Origin of the sequence: Duganella sp. Dugasp56, assembly GCF_047304105.1 — a bacterium.
GTDB lineage: Bacteria > Pseudomonadota > Gammaproteobacteria > Burkholderiales > Burkholderiaceae_D > Rugamonas > Rugamonas hordei.
On the sequence record NZ_JBGLYQ010000051.1, the window covers coordinates 29,535 to 49,275 of the forward strand.

General features: G+C 64.5%; 18 protein-coding genes. 5 read left to right on the plus strand and 13 right to left on the minus strand.

The genetic code is table 11. From position 1 onward, the window contains the following. Positions 1 to 35: 35 nt before the first annotated feature. From ACCD07_RS27300 to flhD, 10 genes are all read right to left on the minus strand, one after another. Positions 36 to 1,757: a methyl-accepting chemotaxis protein gene (locus tag ACCD07_RS27300; RefSeq protein ID WP_413449163.1), complete on the minus strand. Its 1,722-nt coding sequence runs from the start codon at positions 1,755 to 1,757 to the stop codon at positions 36 to 38. 118 nt (positions 1,758 to 1,875) lie between these two features. Beyond that, positions 1,876 to 2,364, minus strand: coding sequence for a chemotaxis protein CheW (locus tag ACCD07_RS27305; RefSeq protein ID WP_176651685.1), 489 nt, complete (start codon positions 2,362 to 2,364; stop codon positions 1,876 to 1,878). 18 nt (positions 2,365 to 2,382) lie between these two features. Continuing rightward, a complete protein-coding gene (gene cheA / locus ACCD07_RS27310; protein ID WP_176651686.1) occupies positions 2,383 to 4,581 on the minus strand; it encodes a chemotaxis protein CheA in 2,199 nt (732 codons plus the stop codon). 45 nt (positions 4,582 to 4,626) lie between these two features. Next, positions 4,627 to 4,992, minus strand: a complete 366-nt coding sequence (locus ACCD07_RS27315; protein WP_008450079.1) for a response regulator — start codon at positions 4,990 to 4,992, stop codon at positions 4,627 to 4,629. 66 nt (positions 4,993 to 5,058) lie between these two features. Then, positions 5,059 to 5,607 carry a chemotaxis protein gene (locus ACCD07_RS27320; RefSeq protein WP_176651687.1) on the minus strand — a complete coding sequence of 183 codons (549 nt, stop codon included), beginning with the start codon at positions 5,605 to 5,607 and terminating at the stop codon, positions 5,059 to 5,061. Between the two features lie 31 nt (positions 5,608 to 5,638). Further along, a complete protein-coding gene (gene motB, locus ACCD07_RS27325; RefSeq protein WP_176651688.1) occupies positions 5,639 to 6,586 on the minus strand; it encodes a flagellar motor protein MotB in 948 nt (315 codons plus the stop codon). Positions 6,587 to 6,637: 51 nt separating this feature from the next. Then, on the minus strand, positions 6,638 to 7,498 hold the full coding sequence (motA, locus tag ACCD07_RS27330; RefSeq protein WP_176651689.1) for a flagellar motor stator protein MotA: 861 nt from the start codon (positions 7,496 to 7,498) through the stop codon (positions 6,638 to 6,640). A gap of 142 nt (positions 7,499 to 7,640) precedes the next feature. Beyond that, a complete protein-coding gene (locus ACCD07_RS27335) occupies positions 7,641 to 8,363 on the minus strand; it encodes a class I SAM-dependent methyltransferase (RefSeq protein WP_413449168.1) in 723 nt (240 codons plus the stop codon). 62 nt (positions 8,364 to 8,425) lie between these two features. Next, complete coding sequence (gene flhC / locus ACCD07_RS27340) at positions 8,426 to 8,971, minus strand: flagellar transcriptional regulator FlhC (protein ID WP_176651690.1); 546 nt, start codon at positions 8,969 to 8,971, stop codon at positions 8,426 to 8,428. A 27-nt stretch (positions 8,972 to 8,998) separates the two neighbouring features. Then, positions 8,999 to 9,316 carry a flagellar transcriptional regulator FlhD gene (gene flhD / locus ACCD07_RS27345; RefSeq protein ID WP_176651691.1) on the minus strand — a complete coding sequence of 106 codons (318 nt, stop codon included), beginning with the start codon at positions 9,314 to 9,316 and terminating at the stop codon, positions 8,999 to 9,001. 589 nt (positions 9,317 to 9,905) lie between these two features. On the opposite strand from flhD, the gene kynU reads away from it, so the two are divergent. The 5 genes from kynU to ACCD07_RS27370 all read left to right on the plus strand — a co-directional run bounded on the left by kynU (position 9,906) and on the right by ACCD07_RS27370 (position 14,024). Beyond that, positions 9,906 to 11,156, plus strand: coding sequence for a kynureninase (kynU, locus tag ACCD07_RS27350; RefSeq protein WP_176651692.1), 1,251 nt, complete (start codon positions 9,906 to 9,908; stop codon positions 11,154 to 11,156). Between the two features lie 29 nt (positions 11,157 to 11,185). Next, a complete protein-coding gene (gene kynA / locus ACCD07_RS27355; protein WP_176651693.1) occupies positions 11,186 to 12,067 on the plus strand; it encodes a tryptophan 2,3-dioxygenase in 882 nt (293 codons plus the stop codon). A gap of 161 nt (positions 12,068 to 12,228) precedes the next feature. Beyond that, positions 12,229 to 12,714 carry a hypothetical protein gene (locus tag ACCD07_RS27360; protein WP_413449164.1) on the plus strand — a complete coding sequence of 162 codons (486 nt, stop codon included), beginning with the start codon at positions 12,229 to 12,231 and terminating at the stop codon, positions 12,712 to 12,714. Positions 12,715 to 12,810: 96 nt separating this feature from the next. After that, a complete protein-coding gene (locus ACCD07_RS27365; RefSeq protein WP_413449165.1) occupies positions 12,811 to 13,356 on the plus strand; it encodes an RBBP9/YdeN family alpha/beta hydrolase in 546 nt (181 codons plus the stop codon). 59 nt (positions 13,357 to 13,415) lie between these two features. After that, complete coding sequence (locus ACCD07_RS27370; RefSeq protein WP_413449166.1) at positions 13,416 to 14,024, plus strand: CHRD domain-containing protein; 609 nt, start codon at positions 13,416 to 13,418, stop codon at positions 14,022 to 14,024. Between the two features lie 27 nt (positions 14,025 to 14,051). Here the strand turns inward: ACCD07_RS27370 and ACCD07_RS27375 are convergent, their stop codons facing one another. The 3 genes from ACCD07_RS27375 to ACCD07_RS27385 all read right to left on the minus strand — a co-directional run bounded on the left by ACCD07_RS27375 (position 14,052) and on the right by ACCD07_RS27385 (position 19,691). Further along, entirely contained in the window at positions 14,052 to 16,061 is a 2,010-nt protein-coding gene (locus tag ACCD07_RS27375) for a CocE/NonD family hydrolase (RefSeq protein ID WP_413449167.1), read from the minus strand. 146 nt (positions 16,062 to 16,207) lie between these two features. After that, complete coding sequence (htpG, locus tag ACCD07_RS27380; RefSeq protein ID WP_176651697.1) at positions 16,208 to 18,127, minus strand: molecular chaperone HtpG; 1,920 nt, start codon at positions 18,125 to 18,127, stop codon at positions 16,208 to 16,210. A 112-nt stretch (positions 18,128 to 18,239) separates the two neighbouring features. Further along, a complete protein-coding gene (locus ACCD07_RS27385; RefSeq protein ID WP_413449169.1) occupies positions 18,240 to 19,691 on the minus strand; it encodes a PLP-dependent aminotransferase family protein in 1,452 nt (483 codons plus the stop codon). Positions 19,692 to 19,741 lie beyond the last annotated feature (50 nt).

Genomic DNA, 19,741 nt, shown 5'->3' on the forward strand with positions numbered 1-19,741 from the left:
TTGTATCCACTAACAATGCCCGCGGCGGCGTCCTCTTAAAACTCTTCCCACTCCTCGCCGGCAGCCGGCGCCGGGGTGGCCAGCTTTTTCGGCGCGGCCGGACGGGCCGCGGCGGCCACGCGCGGCGCCGGCGCCGGTGCCGGTGCGGCCACCGCCGCACGCGGCGCCGGCCGCGGTGCCGGCGCGCGGGCGGACGAACGATGCGCCTCGTCATCGGCCAGCTTGAAGATGCTGACCGCCTGCGCCAGCATCTGCGCCTGTTCCTGCATGCTCTCGGCCGCCGCGGCGGCCTGCTCCACCAGCGCGGCGTTTTGCTGCGTCATCTCGTCCATCTGCGTGATGGCCTGGTTGACTTCCTCGATGCCGTTGCTCTGTTCCTGGGTGGCGGCGGTGATCTCGCCCATGATGTCGGCCACCTGGCGGATCGACGTCACGATCAGGTCCATGGTCTGGCCGGCCTCGTCGACCAGCTTGCTGCCGGCGTCGACCTTGTTGACCGAATCGCCGATCAGTTCCTTGATTTCCTTGGCCGCGCCGGCCGAGCGCTGGGCCAGGTTGCGCACCTCGGACGCCACCACGGCGAAGCCGCGGCCCTGCTCTCCCGCGCGGGCCGCCTCGACCGCCGCGTTCAGCGCCAGGATGTTGGTCTGGAACGCGATGCCGTCGATGACGCCGATGATGTCGACGATCTTGCTCGAGCTGGCCTTGATCGAGCCCATGGTTTCGACCACCTGCGACACCACGGTGCCGCCCTTCTCCGCCACCGACGAGGCCGATACGGCCAGCTGGTTGGCCTGGCGCGCGTTGTCGGCGTTCTGCTTGACGGTGGAGGTCAGCTCTTCCATCGACGATGCCGTCTCTTCGAGCGAACTGGCCTGCGACTCGGTGCGCGCCGACAGGTCGGCGTTGCCGGAGGCGATCTCCTGCGACGCGGTGGAAATCATCTCGGTGCCGTTGCGCACGTCGCCGACGGTCTTGGACAGGCTGTCGTTCATGTCCTTGAGCGCCTGCAGCAGCTCGCTGGTCTCGTCCTTGCCTTCGACATGGACCTGCGAGGTCAGCTCGCCGGCGGCCACTTTCTGCGCCACTTCGACGGCGCCGGCCAGCGGGCCGGTGATCGAGCCGGTGATGACGGCCGCGCAGGCGATGCCGAGCACCACCGCCACCGCGCCCAGGCCGAACAGCATCATCATCAGGCTGCGGTCGGAGCTGACCGAGCCGTCCATCACTTCCTTGGCGTTGGCCTGCTGCATGTCGACCAGCTTGTTGATCAGCGCCAGCGTCTGCTGGTTGAGCGGATCGATGCGGCCAGAAATGACCTTGGCCGCGCCTTCGCTGTTAAACGCCAGCACCTGGCCGATCGCTTCCTTGAACGCCTTGTCGACGTCGACGTCCAGCGCGGCGATGTCGGCCAGCGCCTTCTTTTCAGCGTCGTTCAGGCCCAGCGCCTTCAGGTCGACCTGCGCCTTGTCGTAGCGGGCGCGCTGGTCCTTGACCTTCTGTTCTTCCTTCTGCATCAGGCTGACGTCCGACTGCAGGCCGATGTTGCGCATGGCGATGCCGGTCTCCAGCATCGCGCTCTTCATGGCGCCGGCCTGCAGGTTCTTCGCGGTCGACAGCTCGAGGCCCTTGGTCAGCTTGCTCTTGTTGCTGTAGTTCAGGTAATTGGTCATCAGGACCATCGCCACCAGGATCAGCAGTATGCTGCCGAAGCCTATCCTGAGGCGGGCGCCGATTTTGAAGTCGCGTAAATTCATCTTGTTCTCCCCTATGCTGTCTATGCTTGCTCGCCGGGACCTGCTCGCGAACCCCGGATGTGTGTGGTCACTGGCGCGCACTCTCTGGGCGCTGCCTTGGTACTGACGGCGGCGTGGCTTAGGCCGCGATCTGCTCCATCAAGCCCATCTCGGCGCTTGACATCAGCTTGTCGATGTTGACCAGGATCAGCATACGCTCATCGATGGTGCCCAGGCCGATCATGTAGTCGGTGCTGAAGGCGGTGCCCATCTCCGGCGCCGGCTTGACCTGCTCCGGCGTCAGGGTGGTCACGTCCGACACCGAGTCCACCACCATGCCGACGATGCGGCCGCTGATGTTGAGGATGATGACCACGGTGAACTGGTCGTACACCGGCGAGCCAAGGTTGAACTTGATGCGCATGTCGACCACCGGGATGATGATGCCGCGCAGGTTGATCACGCCCTTGATGAACTCCGGCGCGTTGGCGATGCGGGTCACCGCCTCGTAGCCGCGGATCTCCTGCACCTTGAGGATGTCGATGCCGTATTCCTCCGAGCCCAGCGTGAACGCCAGGTATTCGTGGCCGGCGATCTCGTTTGCTCCGGTGGTTAGTACCTCTGCCATGATGGTTTCCTTGGTGGATTAGCTAAAAATCTGCTCGTCGGCGAGCTGACGGGATGAGCGTATCAATGCGGCGACATCGAGGATCAGCGACACGCCGCCGTCGCCCAATATGGTGGCGCCGGAGATGCCGGCCACCTTGCGGTAATTCGATTCCAGGTTCTTGACCACCACCTGCTGCTGGCCGACCAGGTCGTCGATGAACAGGCCGGCCTTGCGGCCGTCGGTCTCGATGATGACGACGATGCCCTGGCACGGGTCGGTGAAGCGCGGCGTGATGTCGAACATCTGGTACAGCGGCACCAGCGGCAGGTATTCGCCGCGCACCTTGATCACGCGGCCCTTGCCGGAAATTTCCTTGACGTCTTCCGGCGCCGGCTGCAGCGATTCGATGACAAAGCCCAGCGGCAGGATGTAGACCTCCTCGCCGACGCGGATCGACATGCCGTCCAGGATCGCCAGGGTCAGCGGCAGCGAAATCGAGATCGTGGTGCCGAAGCCCTTGGCCGAGCGGATGTCGACCACGCCGCCCATGGCGGTGATGTTGCGCTTGACCACGTCCATGCCCACGCCGCGGCCGGACACGTCGGTCACCTGCTCGGCGGTCGAGAAGCCGGGCGCGAAGATCAGCTGCCAGACGTCGGCGTCGCTCATGTTGTCGCTCAGCGGCAAGCCGTTCTGCTGCGCCTTGGCCAGGATCCTCTCCCGGTTCAGGCCGCCGCCGTCGTCGGACACCTCGATGATGATGTTGCCGCCCTGGTGGGAGGCCGACAGGAACAGCCGGCCCGAGTCGCTCTTGCCGGCCGCGCGGCGCACGTCGGGCATCTCGATGCCGTGGTCGATCGAGTTGCGCACCAGGTGGGTCAACGGGTCGACGATGCGCTCGATCAGGCCCTTGTCCAGTTCGGTGGCCGCGCCGTTGGTGATGAAATCGACCTTCTTGCCCAGCTTGGCCGCCAGGTCGCGCACCATGCGCGGGAAGCGCGAAAACACGAAGTCCATCGGCATCATGCGGATCGACATCACCGCTTCCTGCAGGTCGCGCGTGTTGCGGGTCAGCTGGCTGACGCTGTTCAACAGGCGCTCGTGCGCCATCGGGTCCAGCGTGTCGACGCGCTGCTCGATCATCGCCTGCGTGATCACCAGCTCGCCCACCAGGTTGATCAGCTGGTCGACCTTTTCGATCGACACCCGGATCGACGACGATTCGGCGCCCGGTCCGGGGCCGCCCTTTTCCTTCTCTTCCTTCTTGGCGGCCTTCTTTTCCTCTTCGACGACGGCCTGCGCCGGCGCCGCCTCGGCGACGATGCCGGCGGCCGCGCGGATCTGCTCGACCGGCTGGAAGAAGCCGTAGCCGCGGGCGTCGTCGGCGCCGGCGTCGGCGTTGGCGCGGATCTCGTCCAGCGGCTGGAAGAAGCCGTAGCCCTCGCCGCTGCCGCTGGCGGCCGGGTGCAGCTCGGCTTCGTCGAAGAAGCCGTAGCCCAGGTCTTTCTCGACTTTCGAGCGCTCGGCGTTTTCCAGCCGCGCCTGCTTGGCGTCCAGCGCCGGCAGCTCGGTCACCACCATGTCGTCCGGGTTCAGCACGAACGAGCAGATGGCGATGATGTCGTCCAGGCTCTCGTGCGTGGTGACCACCATCGCGTTGCGCTCCTTGTCCAGCGGCGTGATCGAGACGTGGCCCATCAGGCCCAGCTCGGCGCCCAGCGCGGTCACCTCGCGGTGCGCCATGGCCGGCAGCTCGAGCCGGTAGCGGCGCCCGCCGCTGTGGTCGACCGCCCTGGTCTCGGCCGCCTGGAACGACGGCGCCACATGCGCCATCGCCGCCAGCGGCATGTCCTGCGCCAGCGACTGCAGCATCATGCGCACGTCGCCGACCGCGTCCTGGTCGACCGCGGCGCCGTGGCGGTGGCCGTCCAGCTGCATCTTGAGGATGTCCTTGGCCGCCAGGAAGGCGTCGACGTGCTCGGACGTCAGCGCCATCTCGCCCTTGCGGATGCGGTCGAGCAGCGTTTCCAGGATGTGGGTCACCTCGGTCATGTCGGTGACGCCGAACGTCGACGCGCCGCCCTTGACGGAATGGGCGGTGCGGAAGATCGCGTTCAGATCCTCTGGGTCCGGATGGTCGACGGTGACGGCCAGCAGCAGCCGCTCCATTTCAGCCAGCAATTCCTCGGCCTCATCGAAAAAGACCTGGAAAAACTGGCTTATATCGATGGTCATGGTGATACTCCGTAAAGTTCGCTCAGCGTCATTGCATGCGCCCTATCAGCCGATGACCTTCTTCACTACCTCGATGAGCCGCTGGGGATCGAAGGGCTTGACCAGCCAGCCGTTGGCGCCGGCGGCGCGGCCCTTGGCTTTCATTTCGTCGGACGACTCGGTGGTCAGCATCAGGATCGGGGTCTTCTGATACGCCGGCAGCTCGCGCAGCAGCTTGATCAGCTGCAGGCCGTCCATGCGCGGCATGTTCTGGTCGGTCAGCACCAGGTCGACGCTTTGCAGCTTGGCTTTTTCCAGCCCGTCCTGGCCATCCACCGCCTCGACCACCAGGTAGCCGGCCGCCTTCAGGCTGAAGGCGACCATCTGGCGCAGGGAACTGGAATCATCAACTGCAAGTATTGTCTTGGCCATCTTTGCTCTCACTCTATATATGCCGGACACGCTGTCCGTCTTTAAAACAATCGGTAGGTTGCGGCGTCAGAACAGTTCGATGTCGCCGCTCTCCAGGTGTTGTTGGCTGACCGCCTTGCGCAGCACGCTGCGCAGCTCCAGGCTCTGGATCGCCAGCGCCATGCTGACCTTGCCCAGCAAGGCGACGATTTCCTCGTTGTCGCTCTCGGGCAGCATCTCGGCGCCGTGCGCGCCCAGCGTGCCGAGGAACTCGCGCAGGCCGGTCACCCGCTTCAAGGTGCGGTCGATCAGCTGGCTCGTCATGTCCTGGAACTGCAGGCTGGTGATGGCGGCGTTGACATAGGCGCCGACGTTGCCCTGCAAGGCCTCGAGCTGCTCGCGCTGCTCGGGCGTGGCGGTGCCGCCCTCGAGCAGCAGCTTGATCGTCGCCTGCTCGGCCTCGACCGCCTGGTGGATGGCCATGAAGTTGAAGGACAGCTTTTCAATCGCCTCCTCCAGCAGCAGGCCGGTCTGGATCAGATCGGTCTCGACTTCGGTCAAATGCTTGCGCCCATGGTCAGACACGCCCGACAGCAGGCGCTTGACATGGGAGCCCAGGATTTTTTTTCTCGTCATAACACTCTCGTCGTTCTACTCTTCTACTGTCTTACTTGCGCACCGGCGGTCCGGCCGGCGCCGTTGCCGCGGCCGGCGCCGCGGCGCCGTCGTCGGCGCCCACCTCCATCTGCCGCACGCCGTCGCGCATGACGTTTTCCTCGGTGCGCTTGTTCATCACGATGATGCTGATGCGGCGGTTGATCGGGTTGAACGGGTCGGCCTTGTCGAGGTTGGCGGCCGAGGCCAGCCCCACCACGCGCAGCACCTTGGCGTCGGCCATGCCGCCGGCGATCAGCTCGCGGCGCGAGGCGTTGGCGCGGTCGGCCGACAATTCCCAGTTGCTGTAGCCGGCGTCGCTCAGGTAGGGCGTCGAGTCGGTGTGGCCGGACAGGCCGATCTTGTTGGGCACGTCGTTCAGCACAAAGCCGATCTCGTGCAGGATCTCGCGCGTGTACGGCTGCAGCTCGGCCTTGGCCAGCGCGAACATCGGCCGGTTCTGCTCGTCGACGATCTGGATCCGCAAGCCCTCGCTGGTGATGTCGAGCAGCAGCTGCTTCTTGTACTTGTTGAGCAGCGGGTTCGACTCGATCTTGGCCTCGATCTTTTCCTTCAGCGCCTTCAGCCGCTGCGCCTCCTCGGCCTCCAGCGCGGCCTTGGCGGCCGTCAGGTTGAAGGTTTTCTGGATGGTCGGATCGTCGCTGGCCTTGACCTGGCCGTCGCGCCGGGTCAGGTCCTTGCCGCCGCCGGGGATCACCGACGAGCTGTCGCCGCTGCCCGAGCCGCCCTGCATGGCCACCTTCAGCGGCGTCTTGAAATATTCGGAGATGCCGTTGAGGTCGCCCTTGGTGGTCGAGCCCAGCAGCCACATCAGCAGGAAAAACGCCATCATCGCCGTCACGAAGTCGGCATACGCGATCTTCCACGCGCCGCCATGGTGGCCGCCGCCGCCCTTCTTGATCCGTTTGACGATGATCGGCCGCAAGCCTTCTTCAGCCATGACGTTTCCTCAATGCGTAGACAATGGCGAGCATGATACCGGCTACCGCGCTCACTTGGACTTCGATTTCTTGATGTGATCCTCTAACTCGGCAAACGACGGCCGCTCGGTCGAGTACAGCACCTTGCGGCCAAACTCGACCGCCAGCGCCGGCGCGTAGCCGTTCAGGCTGGCCAGCAGGGTGACCTTGACGCACTGGTACATCTTGGTCGATTCTTCCAGCTTCTGCTCCAGCAGGGTCGACAGCGGACCGACAAAGCCGTAGGCCAGCAGGATGCCGAGGAAGGTGCCGACCAGCGCGTGCGCGATCAGGATGCCCAGCTCGGCCGGCGGCAAGCCCACCGATTCCATCGTATGCACCACGCCCATCACCGCCGCCACGATGCCGAACGCCGGCATGCCGTCGCCCAGCTTGGCGATCGCGTGCACCGGCACGGCGCCTTCGTGGTGATGGGTCTCGATCTCGTTGTCCATCAGGTTTTCGATCTGGAACGCATCCATATTACCCGACACCATCAGGCGCAGGTAGTCCGTCATGAATTCAACGATGTGGTGGTCTTCCAGCACGCTCGGATACTTGCTGAACAGCGGACTCTGGTCCGGGCCGTCGATGTCGCCCTCGATCGACATCAGGCCTTCCTTGCGCACCTTGGACAGGACGTCGAACAGCAGCGACATCATTTCCATGTACAGATCCTTGGTGTAGCGCGAACCCTTGAACAGCGTCGGGATGGCGGCCAGCGTGGCTTTCAGCGCCTTGCTGTTATTGCCGACCAGGAAAGCACCGGCCGCGCCGCCGCCTATCATCAGCAGCTCCAGCGGCTGCAACAGCGCGGCCAGATGCCCGCCGTTCAACGCGAAACCGCCAAACACGCCGACGCAGACGATTACATATCCAATGATGACTAACAAGTGCGCTGACTCCCCAGAGCGAAATCGGTGGCTGTCCCGGCGCAATCCAGACTAACAAACAGCCGATTTCAATAAATTTACATGTAGAACTACAATAGCGTGAGTCGGGGGGGACGGGCAAGTGAATAACGCCAAATGATGCTTAAAAGTACCAAATGTAGAGGGCGTCGCCACCCTGTGTGGCGTGGATGGTCTGATCGGGCGCGCGGGCGTCGATAGCAAATTCGTAGCTGATCAGCATGGACCCGGGCCGCATTTCGGCCGCCGCCTTGCGCCACAGTCCGGCCATGGCGGCCGGCGACAGGTAGGCGAACACGGCGTCGTAACGGGAGAAGTCGAGGTTTTCGTAGTCGCCCAGCAAAAACCGGGCGCCGCTGCCGGCCAGGCGCGCGCGCAGCCGGCTGACCAGCCATGGCAGCGGCGCCAGCTCGATGCCGCCGCAGTCGGCGTCCGGCCGCAGCCGCGCCAGATACAGCACCAGTCCGCCGAGGCCGCTGCCGATATCGATCAGCCGCAGCGGCCGCCCCGGCGGCAACGCTTGACCTACCGCATGCCAGACCGCGGGGCCGGACGGGTAATACGGCACTTGCGTACGAAACGTCGACCAATACAACCCCAGCAACACCAGGAACACGGCCAGGAACAGCCACGACGGCAGCTGCAGCGCCAGCGCCGCCAGCACCGCCGGCGGGAACAGCAGCTGGATGCCGCGCCACCAGACGGCCAGCCCCAGCCGCCACGTGATGGCGGCCGCCAGCGCGCCCTGCACCACGGCGACGGTCAGATAACTCATGGGAAAATGCGCGCTGGCCAGCAGATACACGATGGCCAGGGTCAGCGGCGCGGCGCCGCATTGGATCAGCAGCGCCCGCACGGCGGGCGCGCGGACGATGCGCAACAGGTAGGGTTCGCGGGCGGCGGGCCGGGTCACGCGGCCAGGGCGTCGGCGTCGCGGGCTTTCTTGGTCTTGCCGGCGCGCGAAGGCATGTGGCACAGGCCGCAGACATAGCTGCCGTTCAGGTCCATGCAGTTGACCACGAACTTGCCCTGGCAGCGCCCGCACGGGGCCGTTTCCAGCATCTTGCTGCTGAAGAAACGCACCAGGGTCCAGGCCCGGGTCAGCGACAGCAGCGGCTCTTCGCCCGCTTCCGGCGGCATTTGCTCCAGGTACAGCTTGTAGGCCTTCATGACCGCCTCGATGCCGGTGGCGCCGGCGTGCTCGGTCAGGAACTTGTGAATATTGATGAACAGCGAAGAGTGGATGTTCGGCTGCCAGGTCAGGAACCAGTCAGTCGAGAACGGCAACATGCCCTTGGGCGGCGACACGCCCTTCAACTCCTTGTACAGCTTGAGCAGGCGCTCGCGCGACAGCGACACTTCCGATTCCAGCAGCTGCAGCCGGGCGCCAAGCTGGATCAGTTCGATCGCCAGCTGAATTTCCTGGGCTTCCGACACTACGCTTTTCTTGGTCATGGTTTCCGCTCCGCGCCGTGAGGTTGATTAAGCGATTTCTTCGACGGCCTGGCCGGCCATCAGGATGGCGGCGTGCGACTGGGCCAGCACGCGGTCCTTGTTGTAGCTGGTCAGCATCGACAGGATGGCGCCGTCGTCGAAGCGGAAGCGGGCCAGCATCATGTTGCCGCCTGCCAGTTTCAGGATTTGCGCGTTGCTCATGCCTTCGATCAGGTCGGCGATGTCGGCGGCGATGCCAAGACGAAAGATCGCGGTGACTTTGTCGGCGCGGATCATCTGCTGAGCCAGCATCAAATAGCTCAGGTTGGCGTCGCGAATTTCGGCCATCATATCGTTAGCGGTCATTTCCATCTCCTAGTCCGTTATCTGCACTGCGGAACACATTTGCGTTTCCAGTGAGATACATTCTGCGTGAGCAACAAAAAACGGAGTAGAGGATGAGCTCCGTATTTTTCACCGGAGAATAGCGAACGCGACCCGTCGGTGTTTGTCTTACAAACACTCGCAGATCGATGGCCTACGCCCTTGCGGCGTAGAAATTTTTAGGTCCAGAATCTTCAAAAAAGTCCTGTCATGAAACGAAAAATAGTGCTCGACGCGACTCTTTTTTGCTACATCTAACCCGGTTACGGCAGCAATTCGGGGAACTTTAGGGTTTCAGCAAAAATATTTTTAAGTATTTTTGACTTCCCTCTTGCCACCTGATGGCGCTTTTCCGCTCATCATGAAACTGATAACGGCAGCGGTTTCGGGAACTTTAGGGTTTTTTTGAAAAAAATCGAAAATATTTTAAAAAAGTCCGCAAACCCAGCATTCATGCGGGTTTGCGGGGTATGGCACCGGCCCCGACGGCGCTTCTGGGGCGCCCTTTCCGGGTTACACTAGCAACTTATTGACATCTAAAGCATCCAACCACTTGCCGGAAAGTTACACAATGACAACTCGCAACGACTGCCTGGAACGCGACGCGCAAGATCCGCTCGCCTCCCTGCGCGACCAGTTCGACCTGCCGCCCAACGTGATTTATCTCGATGGCAACTCTTTGGGCGCCCGTCCCAAGGCCGCCCTCGCCCGCGCGCAGCAGCTGATCGTCCAGGAATGGGGGCACGACCTGATCCGCAGCTGGAACACCGCCGGCTGGTTCGACCTGCCCAAGCGCCTGGGCAACCGCCTGGCCCCGCTGATCGGCGGCGCCGACGGCGAAGTCGTCGTCACCGACACCACCTCGGTCAACCTGTTCAAGGCGCTGGCCGCCGCGCTGCAGATGCAGGCCGCCGACCCGGCCGGCGCCGAGCGCCGCACCATCGTCACCGAGCGCTCCAACTTCCCGACCGACATCTACATGGCGCAGGGACTGAGCGCCTGGCTCGATCGCGGCTACACCGTCAAGCTGATCGACAGCGTCGAGCAGCTGCCGGCCGCCATCGGCGCCGACACCGCCGTGGTCATGCTCACCCACGTCAACTACCGCACCGGCTACCAGCACGACATGCGCGCCACCAGCGCCCTGGCCCAAGCGGCCGGCGCGCTGATCGTCTGGGACCTGGCGCACTCGGCCGGCGCGCTGCCGGTCGACCTGAACGCCGACGGCGCCGACCTGGCGGTAGGCTGCACCTATAAATACCTGAACGGCGGCCCCGGCGCGCCGGCCTTCATCTGGGTGCCGGCCAGGCACCAGGCGCGCTTCCGCCAGCCCTTGTCCGGCTGGTGGGGCCATGCCGCCCCGTTCGCCATGGCGCCGGACTTCGCGCCGGTCGACGGCATCGGCCGCGCGCTGTGCGGCACGCAGCCGGTGGTGTCGCTGGCCCTGGTCGAATGCGGGCTGGATGTGTTTGCGCAAACCACGATGGCGGCCGTCCGCGCCAAGTCGCTGGCGCTGACCGACCTGTTCATCGAGCTGGTCGAGCAGCGCTGCGCCGATCATCCGCTGGGGCTGGTGACGCCGCGTGAGCATGCGCGGCGCGGCAGCCAGGTCAGCTTCACCCATCCCCATGGCTACGCCGTGATGTCGGCGCTGATCGCGCGCGGCGTCATCGGCGACTACCGCGAGCCGGCCATCATGCGCTTCGGCTTCACGCCGCTGTACACCAGCTTTGCCGACGTATGGGATGCCGTCGAGATCCTGCGCGACATCCTGGACCGCAAGGACTACAACGTCGACGCCAAGCGCGACGCCGTAACCTGAACGCGTGACCTGAAAACGAGACAAACAATATGAGCGATACCAAACAACCGGCCAGCGGCTGCCCGCTGCACACCGCGCCCGCCGCCGGCGATGCCGAGTGGCACGGCGCCCAGATGGACTTCAGCAACAAGATGAGCTACGGCGACTACCTGGGCCTGGACCAGATCCTCAACGCCCAGCATCCGCTGTCGCCCAACCACAACGAGATGCTGTTCATCGTCCAGCACCAGACCAGCGAACTGTGGATGAAGCTGATGCTGCACGAGCTGCGCGCCGTGCGCGTGCACATGCGCGCGGGCGACCTGCCGCCGGCCTTCAAGATGCTGGCCCGCGTGGCCCGCATCATGGACCAGCTGGTGCACGCCTGGGACGTGCTGGCGACGATGACGCCGCCCGAATACACGGCGATCCGCCCCTACCTGGGCGCCTCGTCCGGCTTCCAGTCGCACCAGTACCGCGAGATCGAATTCATCCTCGGCAACAAGAACGCCAACATGCTGGCCGTGCACGGCAGCGCGCCCGACGCGCACCAGCTGCTGGAAGAGGCGCTGCGCACCCCGTCGCTGTATGACGAGGCGATCCAGCTGCTGGCCCGCAACGGCCTGCCGATCTCGGCCGAGCGACTGGCGGCCGACTGCACCCAGCCGACCGTGGCCGACGAGTCGGTCAAGGCCGCGTGGCTGCAGGTCTACGGCGATACCACCCGCTACTGGGGCCTGTACGAGCTGGCCGAAAAGCTGGTCGACCTGGAGACCGCGTTCCGCTTCTGGCGCTTCCGCCACGTCACCACGGTCGAGCGCATCATCGGCTTCAAGACCGGCACCGGCGGCACCGCCGGCGTCAGCTACCTGCGCAAGATGCTCGACGTGGTGCTATTCCCCGAACTGTTCGCGCTGCGCACCGAACTCTGAACTTGCCGCAGGAATACACACCACGGGTATTCCCGCACGCGCCCTCTAGCAAACCTGCTGAAATTTCTACTGAAATCCACTGAATTGAGCTTTGCCTTACTGAGCTGGTTTAACTCAGTAAGAATCAGAAAATTTCAGTAGATCTCAGTAAGGAGAACAGCATGTTTGCTACACTAAGTGTGAATGTCGCACCCTCCACCCTGCTCGCCCTGATGGATCGGCTGCGCGAAACCGGCTCGCCGGCCGATCCGGCCGAAGCCGTCGATGCCGCGATCCGCCACTGGCTCGCGACATCGCCCGGCACACCACCTGTCGAACCGCGCGGCTACCGGGCCGTCTCACCCAACCAGTTTGCCAGCGCTTACGCCGACAGCGTGCGCAACGCCTGGCAAGACATCTCGCTCCGCATGCCAGGAGAAAAAAACTGGAAGAGAGCCGACCTGCGGCGCAAGGAGTTGGCGCGCGCCACGACTACGGTCATAGCTGTCGCTCCCGCCGCAACGTCGCCTCGCGAACCAACGACCGAGGCCCGGGCAGCCGACAATGCACCACCGCCCGCAATCCGCAACACCGCGCCAGGCCAAGGCTGGACGGAACCGGAACGCCGCAAGTACCGTTTCCGCATCGAAGACGTTGCCTTCGACTGAAGACATTTGTCCAGGATTGCGCAAACTGCCCTTGCCCGCAAAATTTCAGCCGCAGCCGCAGTAAGATGGCCGCATCTTACTCAGCAAGGAGCATGCGTGGAATATGAAGTCCTGACCCTGGCCGGCCTGTGGAATTCCGGCCCCGCCCACTGGCAAACGCAATGGGAACGCAAGCACCCGCAATGGCTGCGCGTGCCGCACCGCGACTGGGAAACTCCGGAGCGCGACGAATGGGTGGCCGAACTGGAGGCCGCCATCGCGCAATGCAAGCGCCCGCCGGTGCTGGCCGCCCACAGCCTGAGCTGCTCGCTGGTCACGCGCTGGGCCGCCTCCGCTTCGCCGCTGAAAATCGCCGGCGCCTTCCTGGTCGGCCCCAGCGACACCGACGCCCCCGGCTACCCGGACTGCACCACCGGCTTCCAGCCCATGCAGCTGGAACGCCTGCCCTTCCCCAGCATCGTCGTCGCCAGCAGCGACGATCCCTACGTCAGTCCTGCCCGCGCCCGCCAGTTCGCGCAAGCCTGGGGCAGCGAATACATCGAGATAGCCGACGCCGGCCACATCAACGGCGACGCCGGCTACGGCCCCTGGCCGGAAGGCGAACGGCTGCTGCTTGACTTCTGCGCCAGGGTCCAGCGCTGACGGAACTCCCGCGCCGGCAACCCCTCTAACCAGATACCAAGAACAAGGAGGGAAGAAAGATGAACCAGCGTTTGCGCAGTTACGCGGCGGCCACCGGCCTGCTGCTGTCGGCGATGACGGCGATGACGGCGGCCCATGCCGCCGACTATGCCGCCATCCTCACCGGCGCCAAGGAATCACCGGCGAACAGCTCACCGGGCATAGGTGCCGCCGTCGTCAAGTTCGACACCACCAGCCACGTGCTGGAAGTCAACGTCGCCTTCAGCAGCCTGCTCGGCCCGACCACCGCCTCGCACATCCACTGCTGCACCGACGTGCCGAACATCGGCACCGCCGGCGTCGCCACGGAAACTCCCACTTTCGGCGGCTTCCCGCTGGGCGTCACCAACGGCGCCTACAGCAATATGTACAACACCTCGCTGGCGGCCAGCTGGAACCCGGTCTTCATCACCAGCCACGGCGGCACCACGGCCGGCGCCGAAGCGGCGTTGGCGGCCGCCCTGGCCAGTGGCGAAGCCTATCTCAACATCCACAGCAGCGCTTATCCGGGCGGCGAGATACGCGGCTTCCTGGTGGCGGCGGCCGTACCGGAGCCGGCCACCATCGGCATGCTGGGGCTGGGCATCCCGGCCGTGCTGCTGATGGCGCGGCGCCGCCGCAAAGCCTGACCCGGCTGGCGCGGCTTTATTTGCCCGCTACTTGCCGGCCGTGGCGCTTACCAGCGGCAGCTCGATGTAGCTGTCGTGGTAAATGCGCTGGGTGGCCTTCTTGTAGTCGGACGGCTTCGCAAAGAAGATGTTCGGCACGAAGGTCTGCGGGTTGCGGTCATACAGCGGGAACCAGCTGGACTGGATCTGCACCATGACGCGATGGCCCGGCAGGAACACGTGGTTCGCGGTCGGCAGCTTGAAGTTGTACGCCAACGCCGTGTTGGCGGCGACCGGCTTGGCGGTCTCGAAGCTTTCGCGATAGCGGCCGCGGAAGATATCGGCCGAGATCATCAGCTGATAGCCGCCCATTTCCGGCTGCGCCGCCACCTGGTCCGGATACAGGTCGATCACCTTGACCACCCAGTCGGCGTCGGTGCCGCTGGTGGAGGCCAGCAGGTGCGCCACCGGCTCGCCGCTGATCTTCACCGGCGCCGTCAGCACGTCGGTGGTGTAGCTCAGCACGTCGGTGCGGCCCGACGCTTCGCGCTGGTCGTCGGTCAGCCAGCGCGGCCAGGTCTGGCCCTTGGCCTCGTCGTAGCCGTACGGCGGAATCGGACGCGCACGGAACGGCACCGGCTTGGCCGGATCGGACACATATTCGTCGTACGCATTCTTTTGCGCCGGCGCCGACACCGGCGCGCTGGCCGTGTTGGTCAGGCTCAGTTTGGAATTGGCCGCCAGCTTCAGCGTAGCGGGCGCGATCGCGCAGCCGCTGTTGCAGCCGCTCGGCCACGCGTCCAGCGAGCGCCATTTGTTGGTGCCGGTTTCAAACGCCGACACCGTCGCCACCTCGGCCGCCGGCGCATCGTCCTTCAGATAGCGGTCCAGGAAGGGACGCAGAATTTCCTGACGGAAGTGCAGCGCCGTGTCGCTGCTGAAGTGCAGCGCGCCCAGCTTGCTGCCCTCGCCGATGCCGCCGCCGTGGTTCCACGGTCCCAGCACCAGGTGCACCTTGTTGTCCTTGTCGTTGGGCTTGATCGCCTTGTAGACCGCGACCGCGCCATAGATATCCTCCGCATCCCACAGGCTGTGCACCAGCAAGGTCGGCACGGTGACGGGCTGTTTGGCCAGGATCTTGTCCATCGCCTGCGAGCTCCAGAACTCGTCGTAGGCCGGATGCGCGGACAGCTTGCGCCAGAAGCCGCTCTGCTCCAGCCCGCGCTGGCGCGCCAGCTCGCCGGCCGATCCGGCGCGCATATACATATCGTAGTCGTCGTAGTGGCTGGTGTACCACTTGGCCTCGTTGCGGCGCGTGACCACCTGCTCCAGCATGTAGGACAGATTGATCTGGCGGAACGCGCCGTTGTGGAACCAGTCGTCGCCGCGCCAGCCGTCGACCATCGGATTCATCGGCACCGACACCTTCAGCGCCGGATGCGGATTGACCAGCGCCATCAGCGGCAGATAGCCGTCGTAGGAAATGCCGATGATGCCGACCTTGCCGTTCGACTCGGGGATATTCTTGGTCAGCCACTCGATGGTATCCCAGGTGTCGGTCGAATGATCGACCGGCGTCGGATTGAAGGCATTGCCGCTGAGCGGACGATTCATCACATAGTCGCCCTCGGAACCGTACTTGCCGCGCACATCCTGGATCACGCGGATATAGCCGCCCTGCACGATCACATCGGACGCATTGTCATAGCCCTGCAGGATGGATTCCATCTGCGAGCTCTCGGAGTGCGACGTCAGTTCGGCCGCGTTGTACGGCGTGCGCGTCAACAGGATGGGCGCGCCCTTGGCCTTGCGCGGCACGATGATGACGGTATTGAGCTTGACGCCGTCGCGCATCGGCACCATCACGCTGCGCTTGACGTAGTCGAAACTGTCGACCGGCGCCTTGAATTCATCGGGCGTTTCGCTCGGCAGTGCCGGATAGAGGGGAGTGGCCGCGACGCCGGGCGTCGAGGCGGGCAGCGCATTCTGCGCCAGGGCGATTTGTACGGAAAGAAGAGCACCGGCGAGCGCCGCCAGCTTGAAACCGATCTTATTCATGTCCATCCCAAGAGTTGTGTTCTGCGAAACATTACAGTAACACAACCGGGGTCAGATCCGACATTCGGACACGAGCTCTACCGTAGCGTCGCTACGGTAGAGCTCGTGTCCGAATGTCGGATCTGACCCCGGATTGCGGATAGACTTTACTTGCTGGCGCCGCTCAGCAGCATTTCATTGAGGCGCTTGACGAAGGTGGCCGGATCGCTCAGCGAACCGCCTTCGGCCAGCAGCGCCTGGTCGAACAGGATGTTGGCCCAGTCGCCGAACGCCGTGCCCGACTCTTCGTACTTCAGGCGCGTCACCAGCGGGTGGTTCGGATTGATCTCGAGGATGGGCTTGGACTCCGGCGCGTTCTGGCCCGCGGCCTTCAACATGCGCAGCAGGTTGCCCGACAGCTCATGCTCGTCCGCCACCAGGCAGGCCGGCGAATCGGTCAGGCGGAACGTCACGCGCACGTCCTTGGCCTTGTCCGACAAGGCTTCCTTCATCTTGCCGACCAGGTCCTTGTACGAGGTCTCGGTCTCTTCGTGTTCCTTCTTCTCGGCCTCGTCTTCCAGCGCGCCCAGATCCAGGCCGCCCTTGGCCACCGACACCAGCTCCTTGCCTTCGAACTCGGTCAGGAACGACAGCATCCATTCGTCCACGCGGTCGGTCAGCAGCAGCACTTCCACGCCCTTCTTGCGGAAGATCTCCAGGTGCGGGCTGTTCTTCGCGGCGACGTAGTTGTCGGCGGTGACGTAATAAATCTTGTCCTGACCTTCCTTCAGCCGCGCCACATACTGCTCCAGCGACACGCTCTGCTCGTCGTTCTCATTGGCGGTCGACGCGAAGCGCAGCAGCTTGGCCAGACGGTCCTTGTTGCCCGCGTCCTCGCCGATGCCTTCCTTCAGCACCTGGCCGAATTCCTTCCAGAAGGTGACGTACTTGTCCTTCTTCTCCTGCTCGTCGGCGTTCGCCAGTTCCTCCAGCATGCCGATCACGCGCTTGGTCGAGCCTTCGCGGATCACCTTCACATCGCGCGACTCCTGCAGGATCTCGCGCGACACGTTCAGCGGCAAGTCGGCCGAGTCGATGACGCCCTTGACCATGCGCAGGTAGGCCGGCATCAGCTGCTCGGCATCGTCCATGATGAACACGCGCTTGACGTACAGCTTGATGCCGCCGCGCTTGTTGCGGTCCCACAGGTCGAACGGCGCCTTGGCCGGGATGTACAGCAGCTGCGTGTATTCGCTGCGGCCTTCGACGCGGTTGTGCGTGTGCGTCAGCGGCGCCTGGAAGTCGTGCGACACGTGCTTGTAGAATTCCTCGTACTGCTCCGGCGTGATGTCCGCCTTGTTGCGCGCCCACAGCGCGCTGGCCTGGTTCACGGTTTCCAGTTCGTCCTTGACGACGGTTTCCTTCTTCTCCTCGTCCCACTCTTCTTTCGCCATCACGATAGGCAGCGAGATATGGTCCGAGTACTTGCGGATGATGGACTTGATCTTCCACGACGACAGCAGCTCGTCCTCGCCTTCGCGCAGGTGCAGGATGATGTCGGTGCCGCGGCCGGCCTTCTCGATCTGCTCGACCGAGTAATCGCCCTCGCCCGCCGATTCCCAGCGCACGCCTTCGGTGGCGGCCGCGCCGGCGCGGCGGGTCTCGACGGTGATCTTGTCGGCGACGATGAAGCCCGAGTAGAAGCCCACGCCGAACTGGCCGATCAGGGCCGCGTCCTGCTGCTGGTCGCCCGACAGCTTGCCGAAGAATTCCTTGGTGCCCGATTTGGCGATGGTGCCCAGGTGCGAGATCGCCTCGTCGCGGCTCATGCCGATGCCGTTGTCGGAAATGGTGATGGTGCGCGCGGCCTTGTCGAACGAGACCTTGATCTTCAGTTCATGATCGTTGCCGTACAGGGCATCGTTGTTGATCGCCTCGAAGCGCAGCTTGTCGGACGCGTCGGACGCGTTCGAGATCAGCTCGCGCAGGAAAATCTCCTTGTTCGAGTACAGCGAGTGGATCATCAGCTGCAACAGCTGTTTCACTTCCGCTTGGAAGCCAAGGGTTTGCTTATCGGTATCTGCCATTTTTAAGAGCCTCTAATAATAGTCTTGTGGTTAGTAATGTAAAAAACGCAATGGTTTCAAGAAAGTGGGGATTATAAGAGGGTTTTCAAGAGCCGCCCGTCATTTGCCCGCCTCATTTGCCCAGCTCTCGTTCGAGGAAGCGCCACACGGCCGGGTCCTGCATCGCCACCACGTTGAAGCGCATGCGGGTCGACGGCAGCTGCTTGGGCGAGAACAGGCTGCCCGGCGCCAGCAGCAGGTTGTGCGCCATGGCGCGCTCGGTCAGCACATTGGTGTCGCAGCCGGCGTCGGCCCAGACGAACATCCCTGCCGGCGAGGCCAGGTCCACCTTCAGGCCGACGCGCTCCATCTGCCGTATGGTCTTGGCGCGGATGCCGTCGAGCCGTGTGCGCACCCGGTCCGAGTGCTTGCGGAACGAGCCCTCCGACAACACCTTGTACACCACCCGCTCGCCGATATCGCTGGTGGTCAGCATGGTCAGCATCTTGCGGTCGGCCAGGCGCTCGGCCCGTTCCGGCGACGTGGCGATATAGCCCACCCGCAGGTTGGCCGCCATCGTCTTCGAAAAACCGCCCAGGTAGATCACCCGCCGCAGCTGGTCCAGCGCCGCCAGCCGCGTGGCCGGCTGCACCGCGCTGCCCGGATGCAGGTCGCAATAGATGTCATCCTCGACGATGACGAAGTCGTGCTCCTCCGACAGCCGCAGCACCTGGAACGCCTTGGCCGCCGACAGCGAGGTCGAACTCGGGTTGTGCAGCACCGAGTTGATGATGTACAGCTTGGGCTTGTGCAGCGCCGCCAGCTCGGCCAGCCGGGCGATGTCCGGACCGTCGGCCAGGCGCGGAATGCCGACCACCTTGGCGCCCAGCGCGGCGAAGGAGCCGAACATCAAAAACCACGCCGGATCGTCGACAAAGATGGTGTCGCCGGGCCGCGTGAACTCGCGCGCCACCAGGTCCAGCGCCTGCGTCACGCCGGCGGTGGTGACGATCTGCTCCGGCGCCGCGGCGATTTCCAGCTCGGCCAACTTGTGCTGCAGCTGCTGGCGCAGCGGCAGGAAACCTTGCGGCACGCCGTAGCTCAACAACAGGTTCGCATTCTGCCGGCTGACCGCGCGCAGCGCGTTGGCCACGGCGACGCCGTCCAGCCAGTCCGGCGGCAGCACGCCGGTGCCGGGCATTTGCGCATACGGCAGCTGGCGGAACATGTTCCGCACCAGCCAGACCACGTCGATGGCCTTGCCCTCGAAGCCCGAGCGCCCTCCCGGCCCGGCGCCGTCGCGCGGCGCTGCATGGCGGCCGTCGGCGGCAAGCAGCTCCATCGACGCCTTCTCGCGCACGAAGAAGCCGGCGCCCCGGCGCGATTCCAGGTAGCCGGTCGCCACCAGCTTGTCGTAGCTGGCCACCACCGTGAAGGCGGACACCCCGTGCGCCGCCGCAAACGCCCGGATCGACGGCATGCGCGCCCCGCCCCGCAGCAGCCGGTCGTCGATGCGCGCCGCCACCGAACGCACGATCTGGTCGATCAGCGTCTCGCCCGATTCGCGCGACAACAGCCCGAGCAAGCCGCCGGCCGGCGCGGCCTTGGTTCCCGCCTTGACCCCGGCCTTGCCCC

Coding starts and splice junctions, on each gene's coding strand:
- flhD (WP_176651691.1), bottom strand. CDS start 9,316: ATGACCGCTAACGATATGATGGCCGAAATTCGCGACGCCAACCTGAGC.
- cheA (WP_176651686.1), bottom strand. CDS start 4,581: ATGACCATCGATATAAGCCAGTTTTTCCAGGTCTTTTTCGATGAGGCC.
- ACCD07_RS27375 (WP_413449167.1), bottom strand. CDS start 16,061: ATGAATAAGATCGGTTTCAAGCTGGCGGCGCTCGCCGGTGCTCTTCTT.
- ACCD07_RS27320 (WP_176651687.1), bottom strand. CDS start 5,607: ATGACGAGAAAAAAAATCCTGGGCTCCCATGTCAAGCGCCTGCTGTCG.
- ACCD07_RS27370 (WP_413449166.1), top strand. CDS start 13,416: ATGAACCAGCGTTTGCGCAGTTACGCGGCGGCCACCGGCCTGCTGCTG.
- ACCD07_RS27305 (WP_176651685.1), bottom strand. CDS start 2,364: ATGGCAGAGGTACTAACCACCGGAGCAAACGAGATCGCCGGCCACGAA.
- ACCD07_RS27360 (WP_413449164.1), top strand. CDS start 12,229: ATGTTTGCTACACTAAGTGTGAATGTCGCACCCTCCACCCTGCTCGCC.
- kynA (WP_176651693.1), top strand. CDS start 11,186: ATGAGCGATACCAAACAACCGGCCAGCGGCTGCCCGCTGCACACCGCG.
- motB (WP_176651688.1), bottom strand. CDS start 6,586: ATGGCTGAAGAAGGCTTGCGGCCGATCATCGTCAAACGGATCAAGAAG.
- flhC (WP_176651690.1), bottom strand. CDS start 8,971: ATGACCAAGAAAAGCGTAGTGTCGGAAGCCCAGGAAATTCAGCTGGCG.
- ACCD07_RS27300 (WP_413449163.1), bottom strand. CDS start 1,757: ATGAATTTACGCGACTTCAAAATCGGCGCCCGCCTCAGGATAGGCTTC.
- htpG (WP_176651697.1), bottom strand. CDS start 18,127: ATGGCAGATACCGATAAGCAAACCCTTGGCTTCCAAGCGGAAGTGAAA.
- kynU (WP_176651692.1), top strand. CDS start 9,906: ATGACAACTCGCAACGACTGCCTGGAACGCGACGCGCAAGATCCGCTC.
- ACCD07_RS27315 (WP_008450079.1), bottom strand. CDS start 4,992: ATGGCCAAGACAATACTTGCAGTTGATGATTCCAGTTCCCTGCGCCAG.